The organism is Spirosoma validum (assembly GCF_014699035.1).
Classification (GTDB): Bacteria; Bacteroidota; Bacteroidia; order Cytophagales; family Spirosomataceae; genus Spirosoma; species Spirosoma validum.
The window spans coordinates 49645-69304 of sequence record NZ_JACXAA010000010.1 but is presented as its reverse complement, the minus strand read 5'-3'; the positions used below and the strand labels follow the sequence as shown (position 1 = coordinate 69304).

General features: G+C 50.6%; 11 protein-coding genes. 5 read left to right on the top strand and 6 right to left on the bottom strand.

Annotated elements, in window-relative coordinates; all coding sequences use genetic code 11:
- Positions 1–143: 143 nt before the first annotated feature.
- The 3 genes from IC230_RS23625 to IC230_RS23615 all read right to left on the bottom strand — a co-directional run bounded on the left by IC230_RS23625 (position 144) and on the right by IC230_RS23615 (position 6052).
- Positions 144–3623: a PAS domain S-box protein gene (locus IC230_RS23625; RefSeq protein WP_223860805.1), complete on the bottom strand. Its 3480-nt coding sequence runs from the start codon at positions 3621–3623 to the stop codon at positions 144–146.
- A gap of 145 nt (positions 3624–3768) precedes the next feature.
- Complete coding sequence (locus IC230_RS23620) at positions 3769–4125, bottom strand: VOC family protein (RefSeq protein ID WP_191041536.1); 357 nt, start codon at positions 4123–4125, stop codon at positions 3769–3771.
- Position 4126: 1 nt separating this feature from the next.
- Complete coding sequence (locus IC230_RS23615; RefSeq protein ID WP_191041535.1) at positions 4127–6052, bottom strand: CocE/NonD family hydrolase; 1926 nt, start codon at positions 6050–6052, stop codon at positions 4127–4129.
- A 197-nt stretch (positions 6053–6249) separates the two neighbouring features.
- Between IC230_RS23615 and IC230_RS23610 the strand changes: the two genes are divergently transcribed.
- Positions 6250–8601, top strand: coding sequence for a S9 family peptidase (locus IC230_RS23610; RefSeq protein WP_191041534.1), 2352 nt, complete (start codon positions 6250–6252; stop codon positions 8599–8601).
- Between the two features lie 85 nt (positions 8602–8686).
- Here the strand turns inward: IC230_RS23610 and IC230_RS23605 are convergent, their stop codons facing one another.
- Positions 8687–9724 carry an aldo/keto reductase gene (locus tag IC230_RS23605; protein WP_191041533.1) on the bottom strand — a complete coding sequence of 346 codons (1038 nt, stop codon included), beginning with the start codon at positions 9722–9724 and terminating at the stop codon, positions 8687–8689.
- A gap of 105 nt (positions 9725–9829) precedes the next feature.
- Positions 9830–10405 (bottom strand): cupin domain-containing protein, encoded by a 576-nt coding sequence (locus IC230_RS23600; RefSeq protein WP_191041532.1) that lies wholly within the window; start codon positions 10403–10405, stop codon positions 9830–9832.
- A gap of 74 nt (positions 10406–10479) precedes the next feature.
- Between IC230_RS23600 and IC230_RS34675 the strand changes: the two genes are divergently transcribed.
- The 3 genes from IC230_RS34675 (at position 10480) to IC230_RS23585 (ending at position 12304) form a co-directional block, all read left to right on the top strand.
- On the top strand, positions 10480–11448 hold the full coding sequence (locus tag IC230_RS34675; RefSeq protein ID WP_191041531.1) for a helix-turn-helix domain-containing protein: 969 nt from the start codon (positions 10480–10482) through the stop codon (positions 11446–11448).
- Between the two features lie 74 nt (positions 11449–11522).
- On the top strand, positions 11523–11987 hold the full coding sequence (locus IC230_RS23590) for a hypothetical protein (RefSeq protein WP_191041530.1): 465 nt from the start codon (positions 11523–11525) through the stop codon (positions 11985–11987).
- Positions 11988–11989: 2 nt separating this feature from the next.
- Positions 11990–12304, top strand: a complete 315-nt coding sequence (locus IC230_RS23585) for a DUF3817 domain-containing protein (RefSeq protein WP_191041529.1) — start codon at positions 11990–11992, stop codon at positions 12302–12304.
- A 593-nt stretch (positions 12305–12897) separates the two neighbouring features.
- Here the strand turns inward: IC230_RS23585 and IC230_RS23580 are convergent.
- Positions 12898–13086 carry a helix-turn-helix transcriptional regulator gene (locus tag IC230_RS23580; RefSeq protein WP_223860804.1) on the bottom strand — a complete coding sequence of 63 codons (189 nt, stop codon included), beginning with the start codon at positions 13084–13086 and terminating at the stop codon, positions 12898–12900.
- A gap of 668 nt (positions 13087–13754) precedes the next feature.
- Here IC230_RS23580 and IC230_RS23575 point away from each other — a divergent pair.
- Entirely contained in the window at positions 13755–19478 is a 5724-nt protein-coding gene (locus IC230_RS23575) for a beta strand repeat-containing protein (protein ID WP_191041528.1), read from the top strand.
- The last annotated feature ends 182 nt before the right edge of the window (positions 19479–19660 follow it).

The window sequence follows — 19660 nt, the reverse complement described above, 5'->3', positions numbered from 1 at the left end:
ACAGGTTGCACAGAACAGAAAATTTTTTCAATAAATTATTTTTATCCCTGAAAATAAGTCACATAAAAGCCTAACATCCGTTTACGAGTCCAGATTCTGACTGTGTAAACGGATGTTAGGCTTTAAAAACTGTTAAGTCGTTGCTATTCGACAGGCAGGTAAATAATAAATGAAGCGCCCTGTCCTGGCTGGCTGATCGCTGTAATCGCTCCACCGTGATTGGCCGCTACTTTCTCACAGATTGCCAGACCAATACCCGTGCCCGCGTACTCATTACGGCTGTGGAGCCGCTGAAAAACCTGAAAAATACGATCTACATATTTCGCGTCGAAACCGATTCCGTTATCGGATATACTGATTTGATGATATCGCGCTGCCGATTGGGTTGGTTTAACCGATTCAGGCAGTCGGTTTGCGGTAATAGTTTCTACCAGAATCCGGATAAGGGGCGAAACACCAGCTTGTTGAAATTTAAGTGCGTTACTCAGCAGATTCTGAAACAACTGCCTCATTTGTGACTTATCGCCTAATACAGTCGGCAACGTATCGATCTCGATCTTCGCTTCTGTCTGCCTGATGGTCATTTCCAGATCGTCGAGTACATCGGTCAGTACGTTATTCAGGGCAACAGGCGTAACGCGCTCCTGCCGGGTCGAAATCCGCGAAAAGGTCAGTAAGTCTCTAATTAACAACGACATTCGACTGGCGGCCGCCTGCATCCGATCTAAATAATCGACTCCAGCGCCTAACTGTTCCGTATGCTGTGTTTTCAGGATATCTCCGAAGGATTGTATTTTCCGCAGCGGTTCCTGTAGATCGTGGCTGGCGATATAGGCGAACTTCTCCAGATTATCATTGGAGCGACGGAGATCCTGATTAGAAGCCACCAATTGCTCTGTCCGGGCCTGTATCTGCTGCTCCAGATCGGCTTCCAGCTGTTTCTGCTCGTGAATATCCGTGGCCGTACCAACCCAGATCGTGATTTTACCGGTTTCATCCCGAACCGGCACAGCTCGGTTTAAATGCCAGCGATACATACCATCGGAACCACGGCGATAGCGGTTTTCAACAACAAAAATAGTGCCGTCGGCGAGCGCTCTGACGTAAGCGGCCAATGTATGCGGTAAATCGTCGGGATGCACTACCTCTTGCCAGCCCCAGTCTTTTGTTTGCTCAAAATCTGATCCAGTATAATCGTACCACTGTTGGTTATAGAAATTGACGTCACCCTCTGGCGTGTTGGTCCAGGCCATTGGTGACATAGCTTCCATCAGCGTGCGGAAGCGCAACTCGCTTTCTTCAATGGCCCGCCGGGCTGTTACCTGCTCCGTTACGTCTGTAGCCATATCGAGAACGGCATACACCTCGCCCTCGGCGTTACGTAACGGTTTATAGGTGAAATTAAAATAATACGTTTTTAAGGTTCCATCCACAAAGAGGCTGGCTGGAGCTTCCTGCTCACTATGCTCAATTCCCGTTGTGAAAACAGTATCTAAAATCTGGAGAAATGGCTGCCCTACTAGTTCCGGGACAGCTTCACGTAACGGTTTACCCTCAGCTGTTTTGTCTTTACCCCAAAATTTGAGCATTTTTTCATTGGGTAACTCAACGACCATATCGCGTCCAGTGAATAAACTGATCGCCACAGGTGCCTCTAGAATCAACGTCCGAAACCGTTGCTCACTTTCCTGAAGGGCTTTTTTGGCTTTTACCTGAACGCTTACCTCCGTGGCAATCACGATGACTCCGGTAATATTGCCATCGTCGCGTATGGGTGCGTAAACAAAATTAAAGTAGGCTTCCTCCAGGTGTCCTTTACGATGCAACTGAGCCTGCATTTCAAAACCGTAGTGAGCAATTCCGGTTGTGTAGACGCCTTCCAGTAGTTCGATAAAGGCCTGCCCCTGTAATTCAGGGAGAGCCTCAATAAGGGGCAGACCGACAATTGACGCGTCTTTGCCCCATATTTCCAGCATGGACGTATTAGCTGTTTCTACAGTCATGTTACGTCCGTTCAGTACACCGATGGCGACGGGTGCCTGAGTGACCATATTCCGGAACCGTTCTTCGCTGGCTCGTAACTTCGCTTCAGCCTCAACACCTTCGGTAATATCGTAAGCTATAATAACCATGCTCTGCGACTCGTCCTGCGCGTCAGCCAGCCGGGTCACGTTCATCTGCACCCATCGGAATAAACCATCTTTACGAACGTAGCGCTTAACCAGATTGAAAAAAGGACGTTTACCCTGAGCAACCTCCTCATATAATTTCAGGTTATTCGCCCGGTCGTCGGAATGGGTTAACTCAATACTATTCAGTGCACATAACTCCTCCGCTGAGTAGCCCAGCAATTGCGTGTAAGCTTCATTGACAGCCGAAAAATTGGCTTGTGGATCGGCGAAAGCCATTCCTACCGACGTATTGGCAAAAGCAATTGAAAAACGCTCTTCGGCTTCTTTGAGGGCTCTGGCTTTTTCTTTCTGCTCCGTAATGTCCAGGGCAATTCCCGAGAACGAAATGGCCTTACCGGACATATCAAATATGTATTGACCCAGTATTTTGACCCAGTGAATCGATTGATCGTTCCAGACAAACCGGACTTCGTAGCTGATGGTGCCGTCTTTAGCCCCTGTTTCGTAAGCCTTTTCGCGAATTGGCCGATCTTCTGGATGGACATTGTTAATAAATACATCCCGCGTGAGACCAAGGGTTGTTTCGCCGGTGAGTATACGGGCAAAAGCGGGAGAGTACAGAATCGCGTCGGTGCTTAAGTCAATCAGAAAAGAACCCGAGCCCGACCCTTCTAACGCCAATTGAGACTGCTGTTCAGACAAATCTGATTTCTCTCGGGCTAAGACTTCTTCCGTAATATCCTGAGCAACACCCGAGAACCGGTAAGGTTGCCCGCTCTCCGTAAAATACGTCTGCCCCATCGAGCGAACCCAGCGCAGTTTTCCGTCATCCCCAATCATGCGATACGTGCACTGGTAATGCCCGCCCGACTGGGGATTCAGCGACCATTTTGCGCTATCCTGCACCCGGCGCTGATCGTCTACGTGAATATATCGTAATGTATCGTCATAAGAGATGGTGCTGGACTTGGCGAGCCCGAAAATCTGCTTACATCGCTCATCCCAATTAACAAGGCCACGAATCAGGTCTACATCCCAGGTTCCCAATTGAGCTGACTGTAGGGCAAAACGTAGTCGATCATCACTTTCTTCCCGGGCCTGTTGCAGTGCAACGCGCTCAGAAATATCCTGCATGGCACCAATCATGCGGACGGCTTTGCCGTCACGGTGCAGAATATACCCCCGGTCATGAACCGTAGCATACGTATCATCAGCCCGTCGAAATCGGTATTCTGCCGACCAGTTTGTTCCAGCCTCGTCAATTACGTGATGAATAGACGTTAAAATTCGATCTTTATCGTCTGGATGAATGTGATCGTACCACGATGGTAACCCGCTCTCTTTTACGGTATCATCGTGACCGAATAAAATCGAAAACCCTTCGTTCCACCAAACTGTATTGGCTTCCAGGTCCCAGTTCCAAACCGCGTCCCGGGTAGCTTTGGTCAACAGGTCGAAGAGATCCCCAGTCGTTTCTGTATATGTATTCAATGGTTTGTCTACGACAACGTTTATGAAGCAATTTACATCGTTAAAGTTAAGTACGTACGAGACAATACGTTTGTTATTTTCATAAAGCCAGTAGTTTTAGGTTTTTCGGTCTGTCCGTAACAAGTCAGACACTTTTCGTTACGTCCTACCCAATAAATTCCAATAATTCAATCCGGTTATCGAACGGGTCGCGGAAGAAAAAGCGCTGCCGCCCATCAATTTCAGAGGAGTATTCGATGGCAAGACCGTTACGTTCCAGTTCCTGTTTTGCTTCCGCTAAGTTCGTCACTTCAAATGCGGGGTGCCGCTTGGAATAATTCCCGCCAGCCTCTTCACGAATATGCAACTGAATATCGGCAATATTGAACCAGATCGCTCCCGATGGATGATTACCCGGAATTTCTTCCAGACGTAGCACGTCTCCATAAAATGCTCGGGCCTGCTCAGTAGCTCCTTCAGGAATGCAAATAAGCATATGGTCTAATCGTTTGAACTGGATCATGTTAATTGTCTTCGTTTAATACACTGACTACCACACTCGACGGTTGCTGGGGTGAAAAGTAAATCCGGTGCGTAGCCTTCTGAAAATCGGCTTCGGTGGCCTGATAAATGTTGACAAACTTTTGTGGATTTCGATCAACCAGCGGAAACCAGGAGCTCTGGACCTGCACCATGAGTTTGTGTCCTTTTTTGAAGGTATGGGCGGCATCCTGCATATCAAATTTGATTTCCGCGACCTCCCCCGGTTTCATCGGCTCGGGCTTCGAGAAACTGTTTCGGAACTTAGCCCGCATCACCTCACCCCGCACCAGCAGTTGAAACCCGCCCATTTTTGTCGCTGCAATCGGGCTGTTGTTCGGCGCTTTGTCGGGATAGACGTCAATCAGCTTGACAACAAAATCAGCATCCGTTCCGGTTGTCGAGACAAACAGATCCGCCATCATATTTCCCGATATCGTTACGTCCTCCGTCAGCGTATCCGACTCATACACAACCACATCGGGCCGGGTAGCGGCAAAGCGTTGATCTTCATACATAAAATCACTACCCCGTACATTCCGAATTTCAGCCGTGTACGGAACTGGTTTTTTCGGGTCACTGATATATTCATCGAATGGGACCTGACTGGTTGGAGGAGTCTCAAATGAGAGTTTGCCATTCGGGTGGAAATAAAGCTTTTTCTGCTGAGCGGCTTTGGGAGGCCACTGCTCGTATTTTTTCCATTCGTTTGACCCTGTTTCGAAAATGTAGGCTTTCGGAAGCTGCGGATTCGGGGTATCTTTTAAGTAGTGATTGAAAAAAGGAAATTCAATCGAGTCCCGAAAAAACGGAGCGGTTTTGGCGTCAAAGCGAATATTCCCCAAGATTTCGCCCGTCGATCGAGCCCAGCCACCATGAATCCAGGGGCCCATCACCAGCAGATTCGGCGATTTCGGATTGTTCCGCTCGATACCCGCATACGTTTTCAGCGGACCGTATAAATCTTCCTGATCGAACCAGCCACCAACCGTCATAACCGCCGGTTTAATATTCTTCAGATATGGAACGGGCGTACGGGCCTGCCAGAATTCATCGTACGCTTCATGATTCATCATCTCGTTCCAGATAGCATTCTGGTCCTTAAAAATCCGCTCATTAGCGTTCTTAAGCGGCCCTAAATTCTTATAGAACTCATACCCACTTGGCGTACCGTAAGCCGAAAAAGCAGGGCTATTTTTCGGCGTTGGCGTCGGGCGAGGCTGCCCATAGGAGAAAAGAAAAGCGAAGGTACCCATCAGAAAAAACGCGCCGTTATGATGACGATCATCACCCATGAACCAGTCCGTCACTGGCGCCTGTGGCGAAACGGCCTTTAACGCTGGATGTGCATCGATAGCCGTCATTGTGGTGTAAAATCCCGGCGCCGATATGCCCCAGGTACCAACCCGACCGTTGTTGTTCGGCACATTTTTGAGTAGCCAGTCGATGGTGTCATACGTATCGGTAGTCTCATCAACATCGGTTTTCTTTTTCTTATTGGGCATGTAAGGACGTACCGCTACGAAATCGCCTTCCGACATATACCGACCTCTTACGTCCTGATAAACAATGATGTAGCCATCCCGCGCAAAGATCATGGACGGTCCCAGCGATGTTTTGTATTTGTCTTCCCCATAAGGCGCTACGCTGTACGGCGTACGTCCCAGCATAATGGGATATTTCTGATCGGTACGTTTCGGCACGTAAATCGACGTAAACAGCTTCACGCCATCACGCATGGGGATCATCCGTTCGAGTTTTGTATAGTTCTCGCGGACGTAAATCGAATCCTGTTTATTGACAGGACTTTGAGCAGCCGATTCGTGTGTCAATACCGAGAAAAGAAAACATAGAGTAACGTAGCAGAGCTTGTACCAGCTACTTGTTAAACGTTGCGTAGTAAATGTCATAAGAACTTAGTTTATCGGAATTATTCAGGTTGTCGATTGTATAGAAATATCCTAAGAGAATCTGGTGATAATACCACATTGGCAGTAGCTAACATCCGTTAGGCGAATATAAGGCTCAAGCGTCGTGATTTTGCTATAAGCACAAACTGTGAATTTGACATTTCTACGTAGTATATTTCGTCAAATTCAATCAACAAATGCATAAACTTTTCTTTGCGGGCATTGGGTTTGCGTTAATCGTATCCGCTCAGGCTCAACAACGTAACACGTTAACGACTAAAGACTATGATCAGGCCCAACGGTTTGTTTCGACCAATGCCGAACAACTTGTCGATCATGGCAGTGTGCGTCCCAACTGGCTACCCAGTGAACGATTCTGGTATCGGGATTTAACCGCGAAGGGAAGCGAATTTATCCTGGTCGATCCAGCGAAAGGCACGCGCTCGGCGGCTTTTGACCACCAGAAACTGACCAGTGCGCTGTCGGCGGCAACCGGCAAAACATACGACGCATCGATGCTGCCGTTTCAAAGCTTTAGTTTTTCGCCCGATGCTAAATCGATTTCCTTTCAAACAGGCGGAAAATGGTGGAATTATGATTTACAGAGCAATCAAATCACAGCCGGTACAGCTCCTAAGCAACCCGTACAGGAAGCTGGCGATGGTGGCCGTCCACCCAGAGGAGAAGCGGCTGGTCTTGAGGTACTTTCTCCCGATAAAAAGAAAGCGGCTTACATCAAAGACTATAATTTATGGGTTCGTGACGTGCCAACCGGCAAGCAAACGCAGCTTACCACCGATGGCATAAAGGATTTTGGCTACGCGACGGATAACGCTGGCTGGAAATCGAGCGACAGGGCCATTCTGACGTGGTCGCCGGATTCGAAAAAGATTGCTACGTTCAGGCAGGATCAGCGTAACGTGAGTGATATGTACCTGGTTACGACGAACGTGGGCAAGCCAACCCTGAAACAATGGAAGTATCCGCTGCCGGGTGACAAGGACGTAGCAACCATCCAGCGGGTTATTATTGAGGTCGATAATCCGAAAGTTATCCAGTTACAGATTCCCCCCGATCCACACCGGGCTACCCTAAGTGATGACATAGCCAGCAGCGGTACGTTCGACGATGTAAACTGGAACGACGACGGATCAAAACTGGCTTTCGTTTCAACCTCCCGCGATCATAAACAGGAAAAAATTCGCCTGGCCGATGCCGCAACGGGAACGGTACGTGAAGTTTTTGAAGAGACCGTACCGACGCAATATGAATCCGGCTGGGGAGCCATCAACTGGCGGTATCTGGACAAAACAAACGAGTTTATCTGGTTCTCGGAGCGCGACAACTGGGGACATCTTTATCTGTACGATGCCTCGACCGGGAAAGTAAAAAACCAGATTACGAAAGGCGACTGGCTGGTTACCCGACTCCTGAAAGTGGACGAGAAAAACCGCGTACTCTACTTCATGGCCAATGGGCGACAGGCTGTTAATCCGTATTTTAGTCAGTTTTGCAAAGTTGGCTTCGATGGTAAAAACTTGACGGTGTTAACGCCCGAAGAAGGGAATCATCAGGTATCCATTTCCCCATCAGGAGCCTATTTTGTTGATACGTATTCAAAACCGGATGTTCCACCCGTTATCGTACTACGTAACAAAGACGGTAAGATCATTACCACGCTCGAAAAAATGGATATTTCCAGATTGACAGCGACCGGCTGGCAGCCGCCTACTCCAATCACGGTAAAAGCGCACGACGGCAAAACCGACATCTATGGATTGATGTATAAGCCGACTCAGCTCGATCCGAGTAAGGAGTACCCGATTGTGAATTACATTTATCCGGGTCCGCAGGGGGGTAGCGTTGGCAACTGGTCGTTTTCGGCGGCCAGACGCGATAATCAGGCGTTGGCTGAATTGGGATTCATCGTGGTTGAAATTGAAGGAACGAGCAATCCGCTACGTTCCAAGAGTTTCCACGATATGAGTTACGGGAATATGGCCGAAAATACGCTTCCTGATCAGATTGGCGGCATCCGGCAACTGGCTCAGAAATATACGTATATGGATACGAGTCGCGTAGGTATCTGGGGGCATTCGGGTGGTGGATTTGCTACGGCAACGGCTATGTTCCGTCATCCTGATTTCTTCAAAGTAGGTATTTCTGAGTCGGGCAACCACGACAACCGCAATTATGAGGACGACTGGGGCGAACGCTATAATGGCCTGGCGGCTAATTCCGACTATGAAGCGCAGGCTAACCAGAACTACGCCAAAAACCTGAAAGGCAAGCTAATGCTGGCGCACGGCATGATGGACAATAACGTACCGCCTTACAATACGTTGCTGGTCGTTGAGGCCCTGGAAAAAGCCAATAAAGATTATGATCTGGTGATATTCCCCAACAGTGCCCACGCGTTTGGCAGCTACAGTTCCTACATGATGCGTCGTCGCTGGGATTATTTCGTCAAAAATCTGTTAGGTGCCGAGCCGCCAAAAGAATATCAGATCGAACTAAAGCCTGACCCGCGAAATCGAGTAAATCAATAACAGCAACTATCAATAAGAAACAGAACGCAGATTTTTATGATTACCAGGATCATAAAAATCTGCGTTCTGTTTGTACAGATGGCTCCTAGTAAAACTTCGGCAGCGGATTTAGCGTCAGATTCTGACGTTGGTGCCAATACGGATAAATGGTTGGTACGTCGCTGGCGGCATCTAATTTCTTAATCTGGTCAGTGGTCAGATTCCAGCCGACAGATTCCAGGTTCTGTTTAAGTTGTTCTTCATTACGTGCGCCAATCACGATGCTCGACACCGTTGGCCGATGCAAGAGCCAGTTAAGCGATACCTGCGCAACGGATTTCCCCGTTTCTTCAGCGACTTCATCCAGCGCATCAGTAATAGTATAGAACGTTTCTTCAGGGACCACAGCCTGCGGAACCGGGCTGCCGCCTTCCACAACACGACCTTCGGTTGGTTTCGGTTTATTACGTCCGTATTTGCCCCCTAACCGACCACCGGCCAGCGGACTCCAGATAAACGCGCCTACGTTCTGATCGATCCCGAGCGGCATCAGCTCCCACTCATATTCCCGGTTTACCAGCGAGTAGTAGACCTGATGAGCAACGTAGCGATTCCAGCCGTATTTTTCCGAGACAGCCAGCGATTTCATCAGATGCCAGCCCGAGAAATTAGAACAGGCAATGTAGCGCACCTTGCCGCTCTGTACCAGATCGTCCAGCGTACGCAGCGTTTCTTCAACCGGCGTGTTTCCATCGAAGCCGTGCATATGATAAATGTCAATATGATCTGTGTTCAGGCGTTTCAGGCTGGCTTCACATTGTTTGAGCAAATGAAACCGCGATGAGCCCTGATTATTAGGTCCCTGGCCAAATGTAAACGTGGCTTTAGTCGAAATGAGCACGTTGTCGCGCTTACCCTGAATGGCTTTACCCAGAATTTCCTCCGAAGCCCCATCCGAATAAATGTCGGCCGTGTCGAACAGATTGACGCCCGCATCCAGACAGAGATCGACCAAGCGGGTCGCTTCGTCTACCTGCGTATTACCCCAGGCTTTAAAAAAATCGCCTTGTCCGCCAAACGTAGCGGTCCCAAAACTCAGTACCGGAACAAATAGTCCTGACGCACCCAATTGTCTGTATTCCATAGTTCTTTACGTTGATTCTGCCCGGAAAGCTTTCTCCGACAAAGTTTAAAAACGTTCAATGGGTGCTAAGTTCAAAAAGAACGTTAAAACCAATGCTACGTCCTGCTATTTCCAAAAATCGCCCACTCCACCGTCTTTACCCAAAAATGGATCGGTGGTTGGGATGGGCACAGCGGCTATGTTCTTGTCGGCCTGCGGGCGCTCGCCGGGCTCACCCCGTAACGTATCATAACTCCGCCCGTCGGGATAAGCGCCTACCACCCCAAAATCAGCCGATGATTCGAGTTTTTTATGGCCGACGCCAGCGGGAATTACAATAATATCACCGGCCTGAACCCGAACTCTCTGTCCCTTTTCTCCACCTAATTGCAGGAGTGCCGAACCGCTGTAAATCCCCAGAACTTCGTGCGTTGTGCTATGATAATGATGATACGAAAAGACGCCATTCCGCCAGGAATTAGTCCAGTTGTTAGCCGCAAAATGCTCTTCCATCCCTAATGCACCTGCTGAACCCGTTGCCTGAAACGCTTTTTTGTAGAGCAGTAGCGGGTATTTGTTGTTGGGAATTTTACCGTCGTCTTTGAATAAAAACGTTTCGGGTTCGGTGTCGTTTTGGGTCATGGCTGTAAGCGCTAACAGAACTGGAAGGCCGCCGAGCGAAAGAAATTCGGTTCGGTTCATAAGGTTATGATTTCAAATCCAGATCGGATGTATCGTTGGGTTTCTCAAAGATACTTGTCTTCCCAAAACGGCCAGTGTCTTCGATTGGAATTTCCTGTAGTTTTGAGTTCATCGAAAGCAGAAAAAAGGTGACCAAAAGCAAGATAAAAACCTACAGCGTTGAATCGTTTCGGGAAAGTTATATTCAGACCGAACCACGTATCGATACGTTGCTGAAGCTGGATTTTGGTAAGTTTTTCGTTGTTAAGGTCGACGAACTGATTCGCCTGATCAAACTGCCGGTTCCACCCGTTCGCAGCACCAACCACACATTGATTTACCTCACCGATGGCGAAGCAATCATGACCGTTGGCAGTGAGACCCACAAAATTGTCAAAGACGAGTGTCTGGTGGTTCCGGCAGGGCAGGTTTTTTCGTTCGCCAATCTCGATCTCAATCAGGGCTATCTATGCAACTTCCACAACGACATGATCATCGGTAAATTTGGAAAGGCAGAGCTGCTGAAGGATTTTGACTTTTTGCGCGTATGGGGCAACCCCCGTATTAGTCTGGACGGCCAAACGTCCGACTTTGTCGCGCATCTTTTCCGGCGAATACTACTTGCTTATTCAGAAAATGGATTGACGGACCTGGACATTATTCAATCGTATTTCGTGGCGCTTCTCTGCGAGATCAACCGGGTTTATAAACCAATGTCGTCCAGTACGCAAACGAATGCGGTTACCATTACCAATCGATTTAAGGAACTGCTGTTTTCAACCCTTAAAACCAACCACCGCGTCACTGATTACGCAACTTTACTGAACATTACGCCCAACCATCTAAACAAATCCGTCAGGACCATTATCGGCAAATCGCCGACCAAATGGATTGACGAAGCCATTGTGCTGGAAGCAAAGGTGCTCCTTCACCAGAGCGCTTTATCAATCAGTGACGTAGCAGCTGAAGTCGGTATTTTCGATGCGTCTTATTTTAGCCGTCTATTCAAAAAATACGAAGGTGTTACGCCACTGGCTTTCCGCCAGATGATTGAAAAATCCTAAAATCAGCTTCGTCCATCCTACTCAAAAATCGTTCGTTACGTTGACCTTTGCAGGGCGTAAACAACGTAACGAACATGTATTCGTCACTGCTGTTTTTTCATTCACTTTTCCGCTGGCTTGTCTTAGTGAGTTTATTGTACGCTATCGGCAGAGCGTATCGAGGTTACACTTCTGATGGTGTATTCACCAAAACGGATAATTCCGCCCGGCATTGGACAGCAACCATTGCGCATAGTCAGCTGGTGATCGGCTTTACGTTATACTTCACCAGTCCGATTATCAAGTATTTCTTTGCTAATTTTAAACAGGAAAGTCAACGGATCGACCTGGCCTTTTTTGGCATTATCCACTTCCTGCTCATGCTGACGGCCATTGTTGTCATTACGATTGGCTCAGCGCTGGCAAAACGGAAACCGACCGATAAAGAGAAATTCAGAACGATGCTGGTTTGGTTTTCCATTGCCCTTGGGCTTATTTTCCTGGCCATTCTGTGGCCGTTTTCACCACTTGCAAACAGACCGTATTTCAGACCGTACTAATCATGAAAAATTACTTCGTCACAAACATCGGACGCCTGCGCTTACTCGGTTTACTGGAAGGTATTTCGCTGATCCTGTTAATTGGCATTGCCGTTCCCGCCAAACATCTATTCGATAATCCGGTCCTGGTCAGGTCCATTGGGCCCGTTCATGGTATCTTATTTCTGCTATTCGTTTTCAATACGATAAGCGTTGGCGTAGAGTATAACTGGAAGTTTAAAACCACAACCTGGAAAGTCTTACTGGCCTGTATGGTTCCCTTCGGTACGTTCTACATCGACAAAACGATACTCAGCAAGATCACCCCGGCGGACTAATCGGCCTGAACACGTCTACATACCCCCTCATGATATGTAAGGTATTTTAAATGCACTGTGCTGAGAGTTAAGTGTAACTACAAAATGTTGATTCACCAGCTCGTGCTATAAGCAAGTTATTCACGAATATGTTACGTCCTATCCTAGGTTTATAAATTCCATCTGAGCGGTAAAATGGACAGATGACGAAAAGCAGCGCGCAACGATATGATTCAACGAAGGCTGTTCCAAACGTCCCATTGACTAAGCACCTGGTCACAGCTGTTCGAAACTAACTCGTCAGGCTTATCAACGCAACCGGAGCGTTATCAAAGGGTTCGCACACAACGGAGGAACTTTATCAATCGTTATGCTCAAGAGCAAAAAAATGACTCTGCTGAGCTACTCTCGTTGGCGGATTAAAACATGCTTCAAGCATCTCAAAACCCAGGGGTTCAACCGCACAGACGACCGTAGTTGAAGATCTACACTTCAAAAACGACGGGAAAATCATGTTACTCATCGCAATTGTGGTGATGGCGAATATAATACCCTTAAGGTGACTTTACCGAAGCAGCTGGTCTGCTGGAGCAAAACTGTCCGAAATATGTGAGCTAGTCCATGTCTCTAAAGCTGCTGGGGGAGCCCCCTTTTTCTTCCGAAAAAACCCGGCTGAAGTACCGGGGATTGTCGAAGCCCACCGCATAGGCAACTTCGGCAACACTCAATGATGACTGTTTCAGCAGCGCTCCGGCTTTCTGTAGGCGAAGCGTCCTCAGGTAAGGAATTACTGACGCCGTCATGCCTCGTGCACGGGTGTAAAAAGATAGGGCTTCTTAACGCCCGCGGCAGATGGCTCGAGCACCAAGAACGGGCAGCCCCCCAGCTCATGACCCCGTCGCCGGTACCCTGTCGACGGGGTGATGTCGGTCAGGGTTGGCTTGTCATTGATCCCGTATCCGATTTACTCAGGTCCCCTTTGCTTGTCTGCCCTGGGGCTGACGCAACTAATTTCGCTTGTGAACTCGTCACTGGGTTATCGGTTTTATTTTCCCCAATGAGTGAAACAAATCGACTGCTTCTGTTTCATTTTTTGGCTAAGGTGTGACAAAAATGCATCGGTTTGGGTGAAAAATGCACCTATTTGGGTGAAAAATGCACATACATACGAGGGCATTGGGCTAAACTTGCACCAGCGTTCAGCACCGAAAAATCATCTTTTTTTCACCCCCGTGTTAAAGGCCTTTGAATCTTCCTCTTTTTAACTCTGATCAATCTCTTTGTGCCTGCTTCACCTGGTTGAACCAACTGGTTTTGTCCACTGCCCGTATGGCGGCTCTAGCGTATCCTGCCGACCCATCGGTCTCTTCCAAAGAGCGACAAGGGAAGTAGGCTATGTGGCGGATAGGCCTACCCGCTACCCATTTTGTTTGCTTTCTTTCCCCGTAATCATCTGCCAACTAATCCTCTTATGACGCTTTCTTTACCTTTCTTTACCCACTTTAGAACGGGAGCCTTGAGTCTGCTCGTACTACTGCTCGGCATGGACCTGCTGGCTCAGGCCCAGACCATTCGCTATGTTAAGCCAGCTGCCACGGGCACCGGCGACGGCAGCAGTTGGGCCAACGCCAGCGGCAACCTGCAGGCAATAATCAATGCCAGTGCGGCCACTGATCAGGTCTGGGTAGCGGCCGGTACGTATAAGCCTACCACCAGCACCGACCGCGCCATCAGCTTTTCGATGAAGGACGGGGTCGCTATCTATGGAGGCTTCGCAGGTACCGAGACTGCCCTGAGCCAGCGTCCGGCCATCAACCTGACCACGCCCAGCAGTAGTATACTCAGTGGCGACCTGGGTACCCCAGGCATCATCGCCGACAACAGTTACCACGTCATCAGCAACCCGATAACCCTAATCAATACGGCGGTGCTCGACGGCTTTATCATCACAGGGGGTAATGCCAATGGTGGTAGCTCGGCGGGGGGCGGGATGTTCAACCCGGGTACTGCGAGTGGACCGGGGGCGAGCCCCACAGTGCGTAACTGCTCGTTTCAGGGCAACTCGGCGAGTATCGGCGGGGCCTTCTACATTTATAATGTGGGTAGCAGCGGTAATTCGATGCTCACCAACTGTTCATTTCGGGGTAATTCGGCTACCATATCGGGCGGGGCCGTCTTTAATTATAAATATTCGGGGAGCAATCAGGTGATGCTGACCAACTGTTCGTTTCAGGGCAATTCGGCTGCCACAGCGGGCGGGGCTATCTTCAACGTTGGTGAGACTTTCACCGCCAGGCCGGTGCTGACGAATTGCTCGTTTCAGAACAATTCGGCTTCCCAGGGCGGGGCCGTCTACAATGACGGTACCGGTGTTGGGGGCAATAGTCAGCCGAAACCGAATAACTGCGTACTGTTCGGCAATGGAGAGAGCAATGCCATTCGTAATTCCGCGAACTCCTACGTGGAGGCCACATGCTCGTTATTCGAGACCGGTGCCGCGTTTACTCCTGCTTTCACCACTAATGCTTATTATAATGTGGGTGGCGTAACGGTCAATCCCTTTGTTAGTACCAGTTCGGTAGCCCTCAATGCCTGCGCTCCGGCTATCGACAGAGGCTATGACTTTTCATACAATAATATCAATGGTCCCAGTACCGATCTGGCGGGTAATAATCGCTTCTACGGTGGCCGCATCGACATGGGTGCGGTTGAGTTTCAGGGGGCTCCCAGCACGATCACGGTTAGTCCACCCAGCCCGAGCACTGTAACGGTGGGCACCGCCTATAACCAGACGTTTTCTCCTTCGGGCGGCAGTAGTTCCTATTCGCTGCTCAGCGGCAGCCTCCCCCCGGGCATATCGCTGTCTACGTCGGGCGTACTGAGTGGTACCCCCACCCAGGTGGGCAGATTTTCCTTCACGGTGCGGGTTATGGACCAGGTCACCGGCTGTTGGGGCGAGGGTAGTTGCACCCTATGGGTGAGGTCCGACAAACCCATCCGCTACGTTAAAGCGGGTGGTACGGGTAACGGCGATAGCTGGGCCAATGCCAGCGGTGACCTGCAAAGCCAGATCGACCTTCTCGGAACCGAGAAAGTCTGGGTGGCGGCCGGTACGTATAAACCGACTACCGGTACTGACCGCACCATCAGTTTTGCCATGCGACCCGGAGTGGAAATCTACGGGGGGTTTGTGGGCAATGAAACGTCCCTGGGTGCCCGACCGGCCATCAACCCCGTCAAGGGTAACCCCAGCGCGACAATCCTCTCCGGCGACATTGGTGTGGTGGGTAACAACTCAGACAACAGCTACCACGTCATCCTGAATCGCGATGGACTGGGCTCAACCGATATTCTGGATGGTTTTGTCATTACGGGCGGTAATGCCAATGATGTCTATTCTTCTGAGGGGGGAGGAGGCATGGCAAACATATGCCGACGCCCGGCAGGCGTCATGAGCCCCACGGTGCGTAACTGCTTGTTTCAGGGCAATGCGGCTTCCCATGGAGGGGCCATCTATAACGATGCATCGCCGGGGGGATCTAGTAGTGATCCACAGAACTGCAGCCCTATCCTGATCAACTGCGTTTTTCGGGATAATTCAGCGCGAGCGGGCGGGGCGGTCAGCAACAATGCCAGTGGCAGTGCGTTTTTTTGCAGTCCTCAGTTCGACAATTGCCACTTCATCAACAACACGGCTGTTAATGGGGGAGCCATGGAAAACTACAGCAATAATAGTGGCGCGTCCCACTTCAGGCTAACCAACTGCCTGTTTCAGGACAACACGGCTGACATAGCGGGCGGGGCCATCAACCACAGTGCAGATGCGGGAGGGTATTCTTATCCAGAGCTGATCAACTGTTCCTTTCAGGGAAACTCAATTAAGCAGGACACGCGTGACCTTGGCAGGCTTGGCGGGGCTATTTATTTATCAGCGTCAGGAGGGTCAATCAACGCTAAGTTGACCAACTGCTCTTTTCAGGCGAATACGGCGGCAAACCTGGGTGGAGCGATATACGCCTATAGTCAGGCAAGACAAGGTTTTCTGTATAGCTTCTGCGACGTAACCCTGCTTAGTTGTGTCGTGTTTGGTAATGGGGGAGCCAAAACGTTTGCCGCCGGGAGTACAGGAGGGCAATATGTTTTCGACATTATCCGGGTCCGTAACAGCCTGATTGAGTCCTCCGCAACGAACTACTATCCCGAAGGTGTAGAAGGTACATTAAACACCATCACAACCAGTACCTCCCCGTTTGCCAGCCCCAACAGCCCTGCATTAGCGGCCAACTCCCCCGCCGTCAACGCGGGCTACAGCAGTGTTCAGGGGACGGACGTAGCGGGCAACCCCCGTATTGTTGGCTGCCGGATCGATATGGGTGCCTATGAGCTTCAGTATGATCCCACCGTAGCCATCACCGCTCAACCGGCTGCCAGCTCAGTGGTGTGCGGGAGGGCATCCGTGTCGGTACCAGTCAGCGTGAGCGGTACATACCTGACCTACCAATGGTACAAAGACAGCTTTGCCAACCCCGTTACGGGCCAGACATCGGCTACCCTTAGCCTGATCAATGTACAACCGGCCGATGCCGGCAGTTATTCGCTGGTGGTGACGGGGAGCTGCAATTCACTCACCTCAACGGCCTTCAACCTGACGGTGAATCAACCGACCGTCAGCGTCAGTCCCGGCTCGGCCACCATCTGTCAGGGTAAGTCCGTGCTACTGACCGCCAGCGGAGCCAGCTCCTACACCTGGAGCAACAGTACGACGGGTAATACACTAACCGCCACTACGGCCGGTACGTATTCGGTGACGGGCGTGGATGGCAATGGTTGTACCAACTCCACCACGGCTGTCGTAACGGAAAACAAACCGACCATCAGCATCAGTCCCGGATCGGCTACTATCTGTCAGGGTAAATCGATCTTGCTGACCGCCAGCGGAGCCGGCACATACACCTGGAGCAACAATACCACGGATAATACACTGACTGCCACCACGGCCGGTACGTACTCGGTGACGGGTGTGGATGGCAACGGCTGCACCAACACTGCCACGGCCATTATAACGGAAAATAAACCGACTGTTAGCATCAGTCCCAACCCAGCCAGCATCTGTCAGGCTTCATCGGTTTTACTGACCGCCAGCGGAGCCAGCGCATACACCTGGAGCGACAATACCACGGGCAATACGCTGACTGCCACTACGCCCGGTACGTACTCAGTGACGGGCGTGGCGACTAATGGCTGCTTCAACTCCGCCACGGCTATCGTAACGGATACCAGACCGAGCGTCACCATCACGGCCAGCCCATCGGCTACCGTCACACAGGGGGCTGCCATTACCCTCATGGCATCGGGCACGGGAGCCACTTCGTTCAACTGGGTGACGGGCAGCACCAGTAGCTCAATCGTGATCAACCCCACCACCAGCGTTACCTACTCGGTAACGGCCAGGAACGGAGCCAACTGTTCAACCGTGGCGAGTCTGGCCATCACCGTTACGCCCATTAGTTGCGGCCCGGTTATTTATGTGACTCAAACCGGGAGCGGGCAACGCGACGGCAGCAGTTGGGCCAATGCGCTCGGAAGCAGTCAACTTCAGTTTGGGATCAACGCGGCCGCCAGTTGCGGGAATAGCGGGCAGGTTTGGGTGGCTGCCGGGACGTATAAACCAACTACCGGGAGTGACCGCAATGCCAGCTTTGCCCTGAGAAATGGGGTAACTATTTACGGCGGTTTTGCGGGCAATGAAACGGCCCTGACCGATCGTCCAGCCCTCAATCCCGTGACAGGCCAACCCGCCATCACAACGCTCAGTGGGGATATCGGTACGGTGGGCAATACCAGCGACAACAGTTTTCGGGTCATCAGCAATCCGGCGAGCTTGAGCCTGACCACAACGGCGGTACTGGATGGGTTTGTGATTACTGGCGGGGCCGGTGGCAGTCTGGGGGGCGGAATGTTCAACGAGGGCAGCAGCCCCACTCTGCGCAACTGTAGCTTTGTGTCGAATGCCGTATCGGTGACCAGCACCTCCACCAGCCGGGGCGGGGCCATCTACAACGGCAATGGCAGCAGCCCACAGCTGACCAACTGTCAGTTTGAGGGCAATTCGGTTTCGGGGGCAAATGGCCAATTCAGCTACGGTGGGGCGATCAGTAATTTCACCAACAGTAGCCCGCTTCTGATCAACTGCAATTTCCTGGCTAACTCAGTTTCAGGAAGTTCCAGTAACTTCGGTGGAGCGATGGCCAATAACGTCAACAGCAACCCGCAGTTGATTAACTGTAGTTTTGTTACGAACTCGGCTATGGGCGGCACCAACACCCGGGGCGGAGCCATCAATAACGGCGCCAGCAACCCGCAATTGATTAACTGTAGTTTTCTGAATAATTCGGTTTCGGGAGGGACTACGACCAACCAGGGTGGAGCGATCGCCAACAACACCAGTATCGCGCAACTCACCAATTGTGTGCTGTTTGGCAACGGCGGGAGCAATACATTCTACAACGTGAGCAGCCCAACGGTCGCGTCCGTCACAACGACCTACAGTTTGTTCGACAACACGGTAACGGGCTACACGTCTGATCCTACCAACCTCACGGCGAGCACCTCCCCTTTTGTGAGTGCTACCGATACCCAGTTAGCGGCCGGTTCCCAGGCCATTAACAAGGGCAGCACGACCGCTTACACCGCTGTCAGTGGCCCTCCTACTGATCTGGCAGGCAATGTGCGGATTCAGAATGGTATCATTGATATGGGGGCCTATGAACGGGCGCTGCCCCCCGATCTGACCCTGTTGCTCTATGCCCGACCGACCCTGGTTTACGGCTCCGCTCCCTTCAGCGTGGTGGTGGATGTGGTGGAAACCAATGGGGTGGTCAGTAGTGGCCTCATTACGGTCAAAATTACCAAAGATGCCCGCATAAGCCTGAGTCTGAATGAGGCCTTAACCAGCGTAGAGGGACGTAGTGTGCAGAATGGGAGCTGGACGTTGAGTAGCGATGCGGCTTACTACATCCTCACCACTACTCAGTCGATTGGAGGTGGCGACAGGCTGAGCATTGGCTTAACGGGTCAGCTCAGGGCGGGCAGCACCACGGGCATGGTCAACTGCAGTGCGACGGTGTTGGGTGGGGGTGAGACGCGTACCAACAACAACACTGACGCCGATAAGGTCGAGTATTTCCAGCAGTGAGCCCTGGCCTAGTCGTCACAGTGGCCCCTCCCTAGTATACCCTCGATCGAGGGCTTACTAGTACGTCTGGATAGGTAGTAGGATACTGATTTGTCCAGACGTACTAGTAAGCCCATTTGCCTCCATCCTCGGGTAAAGCTAAAATAGAATTTCTTTTACGATTGGTTGCTGCTATCCCTTAG